Below are 14,065 nucleotides of genomic sequence, written 5' to 3' on the forward strand. Positions count from 1 at the left end.
CGGGGCAACGCGAGGGGCGAGCGCCCTCATGGCGTGGGGGTCCGTGACGACGCTCGCGGGGCCCACCGCGAGCACGCTTCAGCCCTGGCTCCGAGCCTCGTCCAGGCGGTCGTCCTCGAAGGCGACGTCCGTCATCTGGTAACAACACGACCGGCCACGCACCAGACATGACAACAAACTTGTCCAACTGGTGACAGCTACCGTGTCCGGTCGGCAACGCCGAGCACCCGTCGGGTCTCGGCGGCGATCTGCTGTATCTCGCCGGTTGCGACCACGAGGACCGGGACACTTCTCACCGCCTGATCGATGCGGCGGAGGCCTTCCCGCATCAAATCCTCCAGTTCGGGGACGAGCAGCCCGCCTCGTACACCGAGAACAGTCAGGGCCGAGCAGATCTCCTCGCGAACCTCGGGTTGGTCCTCGCCGATCTCGCCGGTGAAGACCAGCGCGTCCAGCCGGTCCAGCGAGGCGGCCATCGAGGCGATGCCCCTGCGGCAGCTGAGTGTGAACGTCGCCAGCGCCAACGCGGCCGCGGCATCACCCTCCGCGCGGGCGCGCACCAGGTCCCGGGTGTCTCCTGAGGTACCGGAGAGACCGAGCAGACCGGAATGCCGGTGGAGTGTGTCATCCAATTCGGCCGTGCTCAGACCGTGCCGCCGCTGCAGCCACAGCAGCGCGCCGGGGTCGAGGCTGCCGCTGCGCCGGCTCATCACCAGGCCTTCCAGCGGAGTGAGGCCCATGGTGGTGTCCACGCTGTGTCCGTTCCGGACGGCGCAGGCCGAGCAGCCGCCGCCCATGTGCACGAGCACGACCTGGAGGTTGTCGACGGGTCGGCCCAACGCCTGCGCCGTCCTTTGCAGTGCCCACGAGTAGGAAAGCCCGTGGAAGCCGTACCGGCGCAGCCCGTATTCGGCTCGCCATCGCTCCGGCACGGCGTATGTGCGCGCCTGTGCCGGCAGATCCTTGTGAAAGACAGTGTCGAAGCAGGCGACATGAGGAATGTCGGGCAGAAGTTCTCGTGCGGCATCGACCACACGCAGGGCAGGGGTCACGTGCAGCGGCGCGAGATCGGCGACGTCCTCCAGCAGAGCCCGTACGGGTGTGTCGATCAGCGTATGTCCAGTCAGGTGCGGACCGCTGTGGACGATGCGGTGACCAACCGCCGCAGGAGCGGGCACCTCGCTGAGGAAGTTCCGCAGTTCCGCCGCCGCACCAGGACCCGGAGGCTCCGAGGCGTCTCGATCCGCCACCCGTTCACCGTCCGCCGCGAACAGAGCTATGTGGAGGCTCGAAGAGCCGGCATCGAGGACCAGTACGTGACCATCACGGCTCTCGTGGGAGCGGTCAGCTCTCATCACACACCTCCAGTGCACCTGCGTCCTCCGGCACGGTGCGCCCGCCACGGAGTGCGCTCTGCTTTCTGGGTCGGCCTGGGTTGGGAAGACGCCGATGTCCCCGCCGCCGTCCTCCAGGCGGTGCCGACGTTTCGGCCACGTCGGACACGTCGACCTGCTCGCTCGCCGCGAGGGGGCGCCATCGGTGTCCGCCTGGCGGTGCGGCGGCGCGGTTCCTCCCGCAGGCCGGGGCGAGGTCCCGGGCCGAAACAGAGGGCAGACCCCGGGTCGGCGCCAGGACGGGCCGCAGGTTCCTGCCGTTTGTGTCCGCGTCGGGACCGCGTGGTCCCTGCTGCATGGCAGGCCTGTCGTGCTCCGCCGCTTCCCCAGGCTGCCACGACAGGGAGGGATCCGCCCGTCCACCCGTTCGCCCAGCACGCAGCGCCTGCGGGCCGGGGCACTCCTGACATGCTCCTCGTACTGCTCGCGGGGATCCTCACCGTCGGGGTCGTCCATGACGTCATCCGGTCGGTCCAAGGGCCGTACCGCGTGGAGACGGTCGTTCTCTCCGCCCTGGACAGCAGCCTGGTGCTGTTCATCGTGGCCGAGCTGCTCCACACAGTCCGCCTCACCATCAGGAACCGGACCCTCGACGCGGAGCCGTTCCTCGTCGTCGGCCTGATCGCCGGCATCCGCAAGGTGCTCATCGTGACGGCCGCGGCGGAGAAGTCCTTCCGGTGGAACGTCGAGGGGATCGAACTGCTCGTCCTGGCGGGGCTGATTCTCGTGATGGCGGCAGCGGTGTACGTGTGGCGGCGCTCGACACGGCCGGGAGACTACGTCCCGCTCCAGGAGGCGCGGCGCTCACGGTCGCCGGAGCCGTCACCCGCCCCGGTGCGCGGGTCCTGATCCGTCACCTTCCCCAGCCACGGCCGCCCGCACCCGTTGCTCCTCGCGAGCGGAGCTGACGTCCCGTTCCAGGGGTGTGCGGCTCACTGCTGCCGCGAGGTCCTCCAGGGCCCGCTTCTGCAGCTCTGCCCCGTGCCGTAGCACCGGGCTCCGGTCCCCGGCGGCGCCCTCCCACGCGTGGAGCGCCTCCTCCACGCGCCCCCAGTCCGGATTCCTGTGCTCACGCACATCGACTGCCGCCCGCGCGGTGTCTGCCTCCAATGCCTCGGCGAACCGCTCCGCCTCGGGGGCGAAACGACTACCGGCCCGCGGGACGTGGCTCTCCATGAGCATCGCCGCCCGGTCGAGTCCCTGGAGCGCCTCCTGCGCCTCTTCCGCCTCGCGCGATGTCAGACCTCTGGGGCCGACCGGTTCCTGCCTTGCCTGGTCGTAGGCCGCCTGCCAGGCGGCACGTGCCTCCCTGCTCGCCAGCAAGGCCCTGCGCATGTCGGCGCGATGCTCCCGGGTCGGTTCGGCGTAGCTGCGGAGCACTGCGGCCGCGTAGCGGCCGTCGGCGGCGAGCCAGTCCGCCAGCCGGCCCGGCAGCCGGGGAGTCTCCCATGCGGGGAACACCACGTACGCCAGCATCGCCAGGGCCCCGCCGAGCAGGGTGAGCACCACCCGCTCCGGGACCGTCTGCTCCCATGCCTGGCCGCCCATGCCGAGCAGGAAGACGACGTACGCGGCAGTGAAGCACTGGGAGTAGGCGTAGCCGGTACGGAGCAGCGTGTACGACAGGGCCGCCGAGACCACCGCCAGTGCGCCGAACACAGGGGCGTCCGGGCCCAGGGCCTGCACCATGCCGGTGGCGAGCGCGACCCCCGCCAGGGTCCCGGCGAGACGGCCCACCGCACGCGCGTACGTCCGGTGGAAGTCCGGCCGCATCACCATCACCGAGGCGATGGGCGCCCAGTAGCCGTGCTCCAGGGGCAGCCGGGAAGCGATCAGATAGCCGAGCGTGGCCACTGCCGCCAGGCGGACGGCGTGCCGGAACACGGGCGAGTCCCGGCGGAGCTCCCGGCGGACCGCCCGGACGACGACCGGGAGCAGCCGGAACATGGTCGGGCGCACCAAGAACTGGGCGCTCGCGGGCCCGGGCGGCGCAGGCGCCTTGTCGCGCGCCCCGCCGCTCCCGGCGATCTCCAACGCCTCGGCGAGCAGTTCCACGAGCCGTTCGGCAGCCTGCCGGGCGGGCCCCTCCAACACCTCGCCCTCCTCCTCGTCGACGCGCAGGACCTCCGCGCTGCGGGGCGGTACCTCGGCGAGAGTTCCGCGGCGGATCGAACGGGCGGCCGCGTCCAGGACGTCGGCGGCCGCATCGAGCAACTCCCGTGCGCGGTCCCGCCCAGGGCCCTCCGCCGGGGCGCCGACGTCCGGGTCGGCGAGCGCGGCGACGACCGGCAGGATGCGCTCGGCGAGGCCCCGCGGGCCGTGGAGGACGGGGGGCCGGGTGCGGGCCTGTGATGGTGTCACGGCGGCCGCGTCCCGGGCTGTCATCAGCGGCTCCGGGTCGAACGGCGCGGTCGGGTCGTGCCGCAGCCGGCGGGCGTAGTCAGCCACGGCGGCCAGAGCGTCGGCCAGCGCGTCACGATGCGCCCCCCAGCGGCGAATCGGGAACAGCAAGATCAGCACGGCCTGCGCCACGCCTCCGAGCGCGATGACCCCGGCATGTTCCAGGGCACGCCCGACGCTGGTGGGCAGGGTGATGGTCACCAGCATGCTGCCGACCGTCGTCGCTGCGACGATCCCAGCAGTCGATCCGAGGGACCACGCCATCCCCGCGGCAAAGGCCCATACGGCCAGCAGCGGGAGGAACGTCACGAGTCGCCCCGCCGCCAGGTAGCCCACGAAGGTGCTGAGCGCCAGACCCGCGCCCGCGCCGAGCGCGATCACCTTGCGGGGACGCCAGGTGCGCTGGAAGGTGGCCGCACCCGCGGAATAGGCACCGAGGGCGGCGGACGCGGCGTACGCGGGGGAGACCAGCCACAGCGCCGGCCCGATGACGAGCGCGACCCCAGCGGCCGTGCGCAGCGCGAGCAGGGGCTCCAGCCGCGTCTCCTCGATCGTGAGCCCGGATCGCACGACCTCCCCGAAGGTCCGCAGCCACCTCACCCGTGTGAGCCTAGCCGGAACGCCCTGCCGGGGCGCGTCGGCCGCGCCGCCACCTCCTGACGGCACCGCGCCCGGACGCGCGGCCCCGGGCCGACGTCGCGCTGCCGGTTGCGCCGGTACCGGTTCACGTCGAAGGCTGGTCACCGTGGTCTTGGAGGGCGTGACGACGTTCCTGTTCGCGCTTGGAGTAGGCGGCTGCCCGGATCGCATCGTCGCTCTCCAAGCCTGATCCCAGCGCGCCGCCCACGGTGGCGACCGAAGCGACGAACCAGGACAGCGTCAAGTACTCCGTGGCGTGGAGCGGGGTTCGCGTCATGGAAGCGAAGACTTGGTCGTTGAGGATGAACAGTGCCCAGACCAAGTTGATGACCATCAAACCCAGGTAGCAGACGAGCACGCCGATACCCACGGTCGCGACCGTCGAGGCGTTGTAGAGCCTGGCCCTCTGCCTCGCCTCCGGTGAGCCTTCTGTTGATCGATGCCACAGCTCCCCGTCCACGATCAGCCAGCCGATCATGAGCCCGACGGACCCGACCATGGCGATCACGAGGCGTGGCGCGCTCAGGGCCCCAGCGAGGCTCCAGGTGGTGGAGTCCAGGGTGGCGATGGCCCCCGTGGCGAGTGCGGCCGCCAGGGCTTTCGACAAGCCCGTCACCAACCGCCACGGCCGGTTGGCGCGAACCATGCCGAAGAGCACTCGCAGGTAGCCGCGCGGCCCGCCGACGACGTACCGAAGACCGTCGGTCTCCCTCTCACCGAGCGGGCCCGGACGAACAGGCGCGAGACGATTGACGAAGGGCCCCAGAAACGGCCTCCTTCGCGGAGGTGCTTCAGCCCCAGTGGTGTGCGGGCCTACCAAGTCGAGCACGGCTTCTTCGACGGCCCGCCGGGCCCTCGTCTGCAGCCGCAGGCCCCCCAGTGAGGGAAGAGAGAGCAGCGCCAAGCCGTGTTCGTGATTCAGATTCACAGCGAGCCTGCGTCCGTGTGAGTGCAGCGGAAGGTCGGTGAGGGCAACGACGACGTCCCAGTTCTCCGCACTGCCACGGTCCATGATCCGGCGCATCAAAGTGGGCGGGTCCTCCGTCCCCGAGGTGAAGGGCTCACTGACCACCTCGACGTCGAACCGTCGCCCCTGGCCCGACTTGTCGGCAAGCCGAGCAGAGAGTGTCCGGGCCATGCGCTGCGCGATCTCCGTCGGCGCGTCCGGATCCGCCAGGAGAGCCACGACCGTAACGCCCTGAGACGACACTCGCATGAGGGAACCTTCCTCGTCGGCTGCCCCGCGATCCCAAGGGCCCACAGACGTCACGGAGGTAACGCCGACGCCGCGTGACACGCTGACCTCCGGCAGCAGGTGCGGGCGGTACGGCCGGATCTCCTCATCTTCCCAGCACAGGACCTGCTCCCACGACCGGGCGCGATCGCGTCCGCCATCGCGAACACCCGCTCACGCGCCCCCCGGCACGCCCGCACGCCGCGCCACCGACCACCCCGCTTCGGTGTCTGTCCCGGAGCCGGAGTCCGGCAAAGTCCTGCCACACGGGAAAGTTCCAGAACGCCTGCGAGGCACAGCGCTACGCCCTGCCCGGCGTCGGGGCGGCTGGTGGGCGGGGTGGAGCGTGTCAACCGGGCCTGGCTGCCGCTGGCCGGCCTCTGCCAAGCGCTCTGTGGCCCTGCTGTCGGTCCGCACGCCCGTCCGACACCCGGGCAGTCGGACGTTGGGCCTGGCAGGGCAATACAGGGAGGCCAATTGGGCCCGACATGCGCATGCGTTCGCGCGCCCTCGTCGGCCAGGCTGACTGGGAAGCCCTGGGGCCGGGAGCCGCCCGGCTCCCGCAGCCGGAGGTTGCCGTCATGACCGTGATGTCCATTGCCAGGTTCGAGAGGTTCTTCCGTGCGGCCGCAGGGCTGGACGTCGACAAGAACGATCTCAAGCGCCACAGCGACTTCGTCGACGCCAAGCTCTACGATCTGCTCACCGTCGCCCAGGCCACGGCCAAGGCCAACGGGCGCGACATCATCCGGACCAGTGACCTGCCGATCACGAAGGGCCTGCAGGAGAGCATTCACCACTTCCGGAAGATCGACCAGGAAATAGAACTCAAGCCGATCCTGGAACAGCTCGCCACCCATCCCGCTCTGGACCGCACGCCCGATGAGGAGACCGAGGCGGCCTATCCGGACATCATCGGCGGACTCAGCCTGGCCCTTGCCCAGAGCTTCAAGATCCTCCACCCCGACCTGAAAAACCCCCAGACCCAGCACTGGGACGAGGCTCGAGCCGTCTTCGACCTCCTGCTGTGAGTGGCGACCGGAACAGGCGGTGCAGGCCACGGCCGAGCAGCGTCAGCGCGTTCTGCTCCCTCGGCTGCGCAGCGACCTGATCGGCCCCCGGCTCGGGTGTCGGAGAGCTCAGATTGTGACAGCTCGTCCTCGAAGGGATCATCGAAGGTCACGGACAGGAACGTGTCCGTCGGGTCCGGGGAGCGGCTGCTGGATGAACTGGTCAGGGCTGCCCAGCTGGCATCACCTGCGGAACTGCCCGCGGTCCCGAATGAGTCACCCCGGGTGTCGAACCTCGCCGGCCCGGCCGCGGTGCCGGACGGATGTCCGGCACCGCGGCGTTCGCGTCTCAGCCGCTGCCCCCGGTGCTTTCACTCGTCTCGCTGATCTCGACGTGCCGGGGCTTTGCGACCTCGGCTTTGGGGACGGTGATGGTGAGCACCCCGTCCGAGATCTGCGCATTGATCTTTTCGGTGTCGACCTCTCCGGGCAGCCGCAGCCGGTACTCGAAGGCTCCGGTGCGGCGGGTGCTCCGTCGCAGGACGCCTTTGCGTTCCTTCTCCTTGATCTCTCCGGTCACCACCAGCTCCTGGCCGTTCGCTTCGACGTCGATGTCCTTGCTCTTGACGCCGGGGAGTTCGATCTCGATGTGGAAGGCGTCGTCGGCCTCCGTGACGTCCGCCAGGGGTGTCCACGCGACTACGGGCGCCGCGCCTCCCACCGTGGATTCGATCAGTCCGCTCATCTCGCTGAGCAGTTGGTCGAACTCCGTCAGCGGATTGCGTGCCCAGCCAAGCGGCCTGACCTGCATTGCGGCACCCCGCTGGTGCCGGACGGGCGTAGTCATCACCGTCGCCTCCTTCTCCTTCTCGTGATCTCGTCTCTCTTTGAAGTCATCCGAGCCAAGCGGACTCCTTCGGGCGGGTGTGCGGGGAGCGGTCGGTGCCGCCGGGCGTGGCCGTGTGGCCCAGGTGGCGGTGCACGGAGTGGATGCTGATCGCGCCTTCGCCGACCGCGGAAGCCACGCGTTTCACCGAGCCGCTGCGGACATCGCCGGCGGCGAAGACGCCAGGCAGGCTGGTCTCCAACGTCAGGCAGTCGCGGCCCTGGCTCTGCCACAGTCCGGGGACGGAGCAGGCCTGCGCCTCCGCCCCGGTGAGGACGAAGCCGCGCGCGTCGAGGGCGAGCGCGTCGGACAGCCACTCGGTGTGGGGCTCGGCGCCGGTGAAGACGAACAGGGCACGCACCGCGAGGTGCCGATGCTCGCCCGTACGGTGGTCGACCACGGTGACCGCCTCCAGGACCTTGTCGCCGAGTGCCTCGGTCGTCTCGGTGTGCAGCAGCACGCGCACCCGCGGGTGGCGCTCGACCTGATCGATCAGGTAGCGGGACATGTGTGCCTCGAGGCTCGGCCCACGGACGAGCAGATACACCTGCGGTGCGTACCCGGCCAGGAAGAGCACGGCCTGGCCCGCGGAGTTGCCTCCGCCGACGACGGCCACCGGGTCGGTGCGGCACTGCTGGGCCTCGTAGACGGTCGCCGAGTAGTGGACGCTCGTTCCCTCCAGGCGTTCGATGCCGGGCACCTGGAGGCGGCGGTAGCGAGCGCCGGTGGCCAGGACGACGGTACGGGCGGTGATCTCGCTGCCGTCGGCGAACCCGACGGCGTAGTGCCCGCCGCGCGGTTCGAGCCGAGCCGCCTCCGCCGGGACGCTGATCCTGGCGCCGAACTTGTCGGCCTGGAGCACGGCGCGTTCGGTGAGTTCGGCGCCGGAGATGCCGGAGGGGAAGCCCAGCAGATTCTCGATGCGGGACGACGTACCGGCCTGTCCACCGCTGGCCAGGGCCTCGACCACGGTCGTGCCGAGGCCCTCCGAGGCGGCGTTCACCGCGGCGGCGAGACCAGCGGGGCCGGAGCCGACGATCAGGAGATCGCCGTGATGGTTTCCGGCGGGCAGCGACGGCAGGCCCATGAGCCGGGCCAGTTCCGCGTTGCTGGGGTTGCGCAACAGAGTGGTGTCCCGCCAGATGACGAGCGGTGTCTCCTCCGGGCCGACGCCGAAGCGGCGCAGCAGTTCCTCGGCCTCCTCGTCGGCCTCCAGATCGATCCAGCGGTGCGGCAGCCGGTTGCGGGCGGCGAACTCGCGCAGCCGCCGGGTGTCAGGCGAATAGCGCGAGCCGATGATGCGGAAGCCGGCGCCCTGGCCGACGAGCAGAGCACGGCGGCCCAGGCAGGCGCGCAGCACCACATCGCCGAGGGCGGAGTCCCGGGTCACCAGGTCACGCAGCTGATCCATGGACAGGGCGAGGACCTCGCCGGGGACCCTGACCACGGCGGTGTAGAAGGCCACCTGCCCGTTCAAGAGGCCGAGTTCGCCGATGAAGCGGCCGGGGCCGTGCACACGCAGCAGGCGTTCGTCGGCCGTGCCGTGGTCCTCGACGATGGCGACCGAACCACTGAGGACGACGTAGAACGTCTCGCACCGCTCCCCCTCCCGGATCAGCACGTCACCGGCGTCGACCGCGCGCCGCCGACCGTGCTGCGCCAGGCGGGCCATCTGGTCATCCGCCAGGCGGGGATAGGCGCCGTAGATGTCAGCGGTCTCGAAGGGGACGCTCTCCTCCGCCTCGTCCGGCACAGGCGCTGCGCCCGGCCGCGTCTCGTCGCCGGCCATCACACGAACGCCTCGTGGGCGAAGCACCACCGCCAGTCCTCGCCGGGCTCCAGCGACGCCACGATCGGATGGCCGTCGGCTGCGGCGTGACGGCGCGCGTGCCGGTTGGGCGAGGAATCGCAGCAGCCGACGTGGCCGCAGGTCAGGCAGAGCCTGAGGTGAACCCACGGGGAGCCGAGCAGCAGACACTCCTGACACCCTTCGGGGGTCCGTGGCTGGACCGGCCGGACGAGGGCGAGGTGGGGGTCGGTTCGTACGGTCATGGCTGATCACCCTTTCCCGGCCGGTTCGCGGCCCGCGATCGACTGCTCCACCCACCGCTGAAGGGCGGGGGCAGGTGCGGCACCCGCCTGCCGGGCGATGGTCTGCCCTTTGTCGAGGACCAACAGCGTCGGTACCGCCTGGACCTCGAACCGCTGCGCCAGGCGCGGGTTCTTGTCGATGTCGACCTTGACCAGCTTGATCTTTCCCGCGAGATCGGCGGCGACCTTCTCCAGCGCGGGGCTCACCATGCGGCAGGGGCCGCACCAGGTGGCCCACAGGTCGACGACGACGGGCACGGTGGCCTGCTCGACGACCTCGGTGAAGTCGTCGTCGCCCGCGTCGGCCATCCACGGCAGAGGCTGCTTGCAGTTGGCGCACCTGGGGCGGCCCTCGGCTGCCACGGGTACCCGGTTGGTGCGCCCGCAGTGCGGGCAGGTGACGTTGGTGGCTTGCACGGTATTCATGCCGCCCTCGCTCCCTTCACGTCCTCGGGCTGGTCGTAGGTGACGACCAGCTCTCCGTGCTCGGCGTCGACGCGGACCTTCGCGCCGTCCTGGACGTCGCCGCGCAGCAGGGCGCGCCCGACCAGCGTCTCGACCTCGTGGGAGATGAAACGCCGCAGCGGCCGGGCCCCGTACACCGGGTCGTAGCCCTGGTGGGCGATCAACTCTCGTGCCGCGTCGGTGAGTTCGACGGTGATGCGGCGTTCGGCGAGGCGGCGGCGCAGTTCGTCGAACTGCAGCTCCACGATCCGCTCGATCTGCCGCTCGCCGAGCGGCTTGAACAGCACGATGTCGTCGACGCGGTTGAGGAACTCCGGGCGGAAGTGCCCGCGCAGCTCACCCATCACCAGGGCGCGGGCGTCCGGCTTGATCTCACCCTCGGCGGTGGCGCCGTCGAGGAGGTGCTCGGAGCCGATGTTGGACGTCATGATGATCACGGTGTTGCGGAAGTCGACGGTGCGGCCCTGGGCGTCGGTGATGCGGCCGTCGTCGAGGATCTGCAGCAGGGTGTTGAAGACATCGGTGTGCGCCTTCTCGATCTCGTCGAACAGCACAACCGAGTACGGCTTGCGGCGTACGGCCTCGGTGAGCTGGCCGCCCTCCTCGTAGCCGACGTATCCGGGCGGGGCCCCCATCAGCCGGCTGACGGTGTGCCGCTCCTGGTACTCGCTCATGTCGAGGCGGACCATGTTCTCCTCGGAGTCGAACAGGGCCGCCGCGAGGGTCTTGGCCAGCTCGGTCTTCCCGACGCCGGTGGGGCCGAGGAAGATGAACGAGCCGATGGGGCGGCGAGGGTCGCGGATGCCGGAGCGGGCGCGGATGATGGCGTCGGCGACGAGTTTGACGGCCTCGTCCTGGCCGATGACGCGCTCGCGCAGGATCTCGTCGAGGCGCAGCAGCTTCTCGCGTTCACCCTCCTGGAGGCGGGCGACGGGGACGCCGGTCCAGGCGGCGACGATCTCGGCGATCTCCTCCTCCGTGACGACCTCGCGCAGCAGCCGGTTCTCCCCTTGCTTCGCGGCCAGTTGCTCCTCCTCTGCGGCGAGCCGGCGCTCCAGGTCCTGGAGTCGGCCGTAACGGAGTTCGGCGGCGCGGTTGAGGTCGTAGGCGCGTTCTGCTTCCTCCGCCTCGTGGCGGACCTGCTCCAGTTCCTGGCGCAGCTCCTGCACGCGGCGGATGGCCTGCCGCTCGGCCTCCCACTGGGCGTGCTTGGCGTCGGCCTCGCCGCGCAGGTCGGCCAGTTCCCTGCGCAGCTCCTCCAGGCGGGTTTTGCTGGCGGGATCGGTCTCCTTGGAGAGGGCGGCCTCCTCGATCTCCAGGCGGGTGACGCGGCGGGTGATCTCGTCGAGTTCGGCCGGCATCGAGTCGATCTCGGTACGCAGCCGGGCGCACGCCTCGTCGACGAGGTCGATGGCCTTGTCGGGCAGGAACCGATCGGTGATGTAGCGGTGGCTGAGGGTGGCCGCGGATACCAGCGCGGTGTCCTGGATCTTCACGCCGTGGAAGATTTCCAGGCGTTCGCGCAGTCCGCGCAGGATGGAGATGGTGTCCTCCACGCTCGGCTCCTCGACCAGGACCTGCTGGAAGCGGCGTTCGAGGGCGGCGTCCTTCTCGATGTGCTTGCGGTACTCGTCGAGGGTGGTGGCGCCGATCATGTGGAGTTCGCCGCGGGCGAGCATCGGCTTGAGCATGTTGCCCGCGTCCATGGCCCCTTCGGCGGCGCCCGCGCCTACGACGGTGTGGAGTTCGTCGACGAAGAGCAGGATGTGCCCCTGGGCCGCCTTCACCTCGGACAGCACGGCCTTGAGGCGTTCCTCGAACTCGCCCCGGTACTTTGCCCCGGCCACCAGGGAGCCCATGTCGAGTGCGAACACCGTCTTGTCGCGCAGGCCCTCGGGGACGTCGCCGCGGACGATGCGCTGGGCCAGGCCCTCGACGATGGCGGTCTTGCCGACGCCCGGGTCGCCGATGAGGACGGGGTTGTTCTTGGTCTTGCGGCTGAGGATCTGGGTGACGCGGCGGATCTCGGCGTCCCGGCCGATGACCGGGTCGAGTTTGCCGTCCCTGGCCTCGGCGACCAGGTCGCGGCCGTACTTCTCCAGCGCCTCGTACGCCACTTCGGGGTTTGCCGAGGTCACGCGCTGGTTGCCACGGACCTGGGTCAGCGCGCTCAGGAACGAGTCCCGGGTGATGCCGTGCTCCTTGAGCAGCCGTCCGGCGGCGGTGGACGAGCCCTCCTCGGCCAGGGCCAGCAAGAGGTGCTCCACGGACACGTACTCGTCCTTGAGGCGCTTGGCCTCCCGCTCGGCCGTGTCCAGCAGCCGGGACAGGCGCTGGGTGACGAATACCTGGCCCGGCGCCGCACCCGGGCCGGTCACCTTGGGCCGGCGGGAGAGCTCCTCACGCACAGCCGCACGGAGCTCTTCGGGCTCCCTGCCCGCCTGTTGCAGCAGCCGCGGGATCAGGCCGTCCTCCTGGTCGAGGAGCGCGAGCAGCAGGTGCTCACCGTCGACCTCGGTCTGGCCCATGCGGACGGCGGCGGTCTGCGCCTCCTGGAGGGCTTCCTGTGACTTCTGGGTGAGACGGTTCATGTCCATGGGGGTGAGTCACTCCTCCTGCCGCGGTCGCGCAGTGCGGCTTCGAGCAGGCTGATGCGGTCGAGCAGGTCGAGCACCAGACCGATGGATGCGTAGTTGAGGCAGAGTCCGGAGCGCAGCCGCTGGACGCGGGCGAGCACCGCCGGGGCGGCGGGGTCGAACACGAGGTGCCCCGCGGCGTCGCGCTCGGCGTCGACCAGGCCGAGGGCGACGAACCGGCGGACCAGGTCGGGATGGAGGCCCGAGCGGCGGGCCACGGTGTCAAGGGAAAGCCTGGGCACGGGGACGAGCGCGTACCGTACGGCCGTGGACCCGGCGCTCGTCCGTACGGGACGCCCGCCCGCGTCGGCCCGGGCGGCCTGACCGCCGGTCGCCGCCCATGAGGGTCGGTCGCTCATCACGTCCTCCTGGGGTCGTACGAAGAGGTGGCGGCGAGCTCCTCGAACAGCTCGCGCTCCCGGTCGCCGAGGGCGGGCGGCACCATGACGCGGAGTTCGGCGTACAGGTCGCCGTTCGCACCGCGCGGGTTCGGCATGCCCTCGCCGCGCAGCCGCAGCCGCCGGCCGCTGGAGGAGCCCGCGGGCACCGTGACCTTGGCCGTGCCGCCGCCGGGGGTGGGCACCGGCACGGTCGCACCCAGGGCCGCCTCCCAGGGGGTGACGGGGACCTGTACGTGGACGTCGCGGCCGTCCAGCCGGAACCGGGGGTGGGGCTGGATTCGCACCCGCAGGTACAGGTCGCCCGCGGGTGCGTCACCACTGCCCCGGCCGCCCTCGCCCGCCAGGCGGATGCGCTGCCCGTCGGTGACCCCGGGCGGTACGTCGACCTCGTACCGTCGCGGCTGCCCCGTGGGGCCGGCGAGCGTGACGGTGCGGCGGCCGCCCCGGTAGGCCTCCTCGACGGTGAGCGGCAGCTCGGCCTCCTGGTCGGCCCCCGGTACACCGCCGCGGGCGGCGCCTGCTCCGAAGAGCGAGCCGAGCAGGTCGTCGATGTCGACGCCCTCCGCTGCGAAGTCGTCGCTGAAGCCCGTGTACCGGACGCGGGGGCCGCCCGCACCAGCGGTCCTCCGAGCGCGGAAGCCGCCGCCCGCTCCGGCCGCGACCCGTTCGTCGAAGTCCTCGGGGATCTTGCGGAAGTCCTCACCGAAGCGGTCGTAACGGGCCCGTGTCCTGGGGTCCGAAAGGACGCTGTATGCCTCGTTGAGGTCCTTGAAACGCTCCTCCGCCCCCGGATCCTTGTTGACGTCCGGGTGGTACTTGCGGGCGAGTTGGCGATATGCCTGCTGGATCTCGTCCTGGCTCGCGGTCCGCGACACGCCCAGCACCTCGTAGAAGTCCCGTGCCATGACC

The 14,065-nt window shown here is 70.7% G+C and carries 12 protein-coding genes; 2 read left to right on the forward strand and 10 right to left on the reverse strand.

The annotated features are described in order from the left end of the window. Nucleotides 1-197 precede the first annotated feature (197 nt). Nucleotides 198-1,850 carry an acetate/propionate family kinase gene (locus ACIHCM_RS26665; RefSeq protein WP_399900681.1) on the reverse strand — a complete coding sequence of 551 codons (1,653 nt, stop codon included), beginning with the start codon at nt 1,848-1,850 and terminating at the stop codon, nt 198-200. Between ACIHCM_RS26665 and ACIHCM_RS26670 the strand changes: the two genes are divergently transcribed. Beyond that, nucleotides 1,803-2,243: a phosphate-starvation-inducible PsiE family protein gene (locus tag ACIHCM_RS26670; protein ID WP_399900683.1), complete on the forward strand. Its 441-nt coding sequence runs from the start codon at nt 1,803-1,805 to the stop codon at nt 2,241-2,243. The two genes, ACIHCM_RS26665 and ACIHCM_RS26670, sit on opposite strands and share 48 nt — an antisense overlap. Here ACIHCM_RS26670 and ACIHCM_RS26675 read toward each other — a convergent pair. After that, complete coding sequence (locus ACIHCM_RS26675) at nt 2,217-4,394, reverse strand: FUSC family protein (RefSeq protein WP_399900686.1); 2,178 nt, start codon at nt 4,392-4,394, stop codon at nt 2,217-2,219. The genes ACIHCM_RS26670 and ACIHCM_RS26675 overlap by 27 nt on opposite strands. Nucleotides 4,395-4,518: 124 nt before the next feature. Next, nucleotides 4,519-5,619: a hypothetical protein gene (locus ACIHCM_RS26680; protein ID WP_399900690.1), complete on the reverse strand. Its 1,101-nt coding sequence runs from the start codon at nt 5,617-5,619 to the stop codon at nt 4,519-4,521. A 629-nt stretch (nt 5,620-6,248) separates the two neighbouring features. Between ACIHCM_RS26680 and ACIHCM_RS26685 the strand changes: the two genes are divergently transcribed. Then, nucleotides 6,249-6,698, forward strand: coding sequence for a DUF1931 family protein (locus tag ACIHCM_RS26685; protein ID WP_388166067.1), 450 nt, complete (start codon nt 6,249-6,251; stop codon nt 6,696-6,698). A gap of 328 nt (nt 6,699-7,026) precedes the next feature. Here the strand turns inward: ACIHCM_RS26685 and ACIHCM_RS26690 are convergent, their stop codons facing one another. From ACIHCM_RS26690 to ACIHCM_RS26720, 7 genes are read right to left on the reverse strand one after another with little or no spacing between them, the layout of a single operon-like run. Continuing rightward, nucleotides 7,027-7,524, reverse strand: coding sequence for an Hsp20/alpha crystallin family protein (locus ACIHCM_RS26690; RefSeq protein ID WP_399900694.1), 498 nt, complete (start codon nt 7,522-7,524; stop codon nt 7,027-7,029). A 46-nt stretch (nt 7,525-7,570) separates the two neighbouring features. Beyond that, nucleotides 7,571-9,352 (reverse strand): FAD-dependent oxidoreductase, encoded by a 1,782-nt coding sequence (locus tag ACIHCM_RS26695; protein ID WP_399900698.1) that lies wholly within the window; start codon nt 9,350-9,352, stop codon nt 7,571-7,573. Beyond that, nucleotides 9,352-9,615 carry a UBP-type zinc finger domain-containing protein gene (locus ACIHCM_RS26700; RefSeq protein ID WP_030896296.1) on the reverse strand — a complete coding sequence of 88 codons (264 nt, stop codon included), beginning with the start codon at nt 9,613-9,615 and terminating at the stop codon, nt 9,352-9,354. Before ACIHCM_RS26700 ends, ACIHCM_RS26695 begins: the two co-directional genes overlap by 1 nt. A gap of 6 nt (nt 9,616-9,621) precedes the next feature. Then, nucleotides 9,622-10,080 carry a thioredoxin gene (gene trxA / locus ACIHCM_RS26705; protein WP_399900701.1) on the reverse strand — a complete coding sequence of 153 codons (459 nt, stop codon included), beginning with the start codon at nt 10,078-10,080 and terminating at the stop codon, nt 9,622-9,624. Next, nucleotides 10,077-12,716, reverse strand: coding sequence for an ATP-dependent chaperone ClpB (clpB, locus tag ACIHCM_RS26710; protein WP_399900704.1), 2,640 nt, complete (start codon nt 12,714-12,716; stop codon nt 10,077-10,079). Before clpB ends, trxA begins: the two co-directional genes overlap by 4 nt. After that, a complete protein-coding gene (locus ACIHCM_RS26715; RefSeq protein ID WP_399900707.1) occupies nt 12,707-13,114 on the reverse strand; it encodes a chaperone modulator CbpM in 408 nt (135 codons plus the stop codon). Before ACIHCM_RS26715 ends, clpB begins: the two co-directional genes overlap by 10 nt. After that, on the reverse strand, nt 13,114-14,061 hold the full coding sequence (locus ACIHCM_RS26720) for a DnaJ C-terminal domain-containing protein (protein ID WP_399900710.1): 948 nt from the start codon (nt 14,059-14,061) through the stop codon (nt 13,114-13,116). The genes ACIHCM_RS26715 and ACIHCM_RS26720 overlap by 1 nt, the downstream gene beginning before the upstream one ends. Between the last annotated feature and the right edge of the window lie 4 nt (nt 14,062-14,065).

This window comes from Streptomyces sp. NPDC052023, assembly GCF_044548465.1.
Classification (GTDB): Bacteria; Actinomycetota; Actinomycetes; order Streptomycetales; family Streptomycetaceae; genus Streptomyces.

Bases quoted from the DNA above. Each gene is read 5' to 3' on its own strand.
- ACIHCM_RS26685 (WP_388166067.1), top strand. From the start codon at position 6,249: ATGACCGTGATGTCCATTGCCAGGTTCGAGAGGTTCTTCCGTGCGGCC.
- ACIHCM_RS26665 (WP_399900681.1), bottom strand. From the start codon at position 1,850: ATGGACGACCCCGACGGTGAGGATCCCCGCGAGCAGTACGAGGAGCAT.
- clpB (WP_399900704.1), bottom strand. From the start codon at position 12,716: ATGGACATGAACCGTCTCACCCAGAAGTCACAGGAAGCCCTCCAGGAG.
- ACIHCM_RS26720 (WP_399900710.1), bottom strand. From the start codon at position 14,061: ATGGCACGGGACTTCTACGAGGTGCTGGGCGTGTCGCGGACCGCGAGC.
- ACIHCM_RS26690 (WP_399900694.1), bottom strand. From the start codon at position 7,524: ATGACTACGCCCGTCCGGCACCAGCGGGGTGCCGCAATGCAGGTCAGG.
- ACIHCM_RS26695 (WP_399900698.1), bottom strand. From the start codon at position 9,352: ATGGCCGGCGACGAGACGCGGCCGGGCGCAGCGCCTGTGCCGGACGAG.
- ACIHCM_RS26700 (WP_030896296.1), bottom strand. From the start codon at position 9,615: ATGACCGTACGAACCGACCCCCACCTCGCCCTCGTCCGGCCGGTCCAG.
- ACIHCM_RS26715 (WP_399900707.1), bottom strand. From the start codon at position 13,114: ATGAGCGACCGACCCTCATGGGCGGCGACCGGCGGTCAGGCCGCCCGG.
- trxA (WP_399900701.1), bottom strand. From the start codon at position 10,080: ATGAATACCGTGCAAGCCACCAACGTCACCTGCCCGCACTGCGGGCGC.
- ACIHCM_RS26670 (WP_399900683.1), top strand. From the start codon at position 1,803: ATGCTCCTCGTACTGCTCGCGGGGATCCTCACCGTCGGGGTCGTCCAT.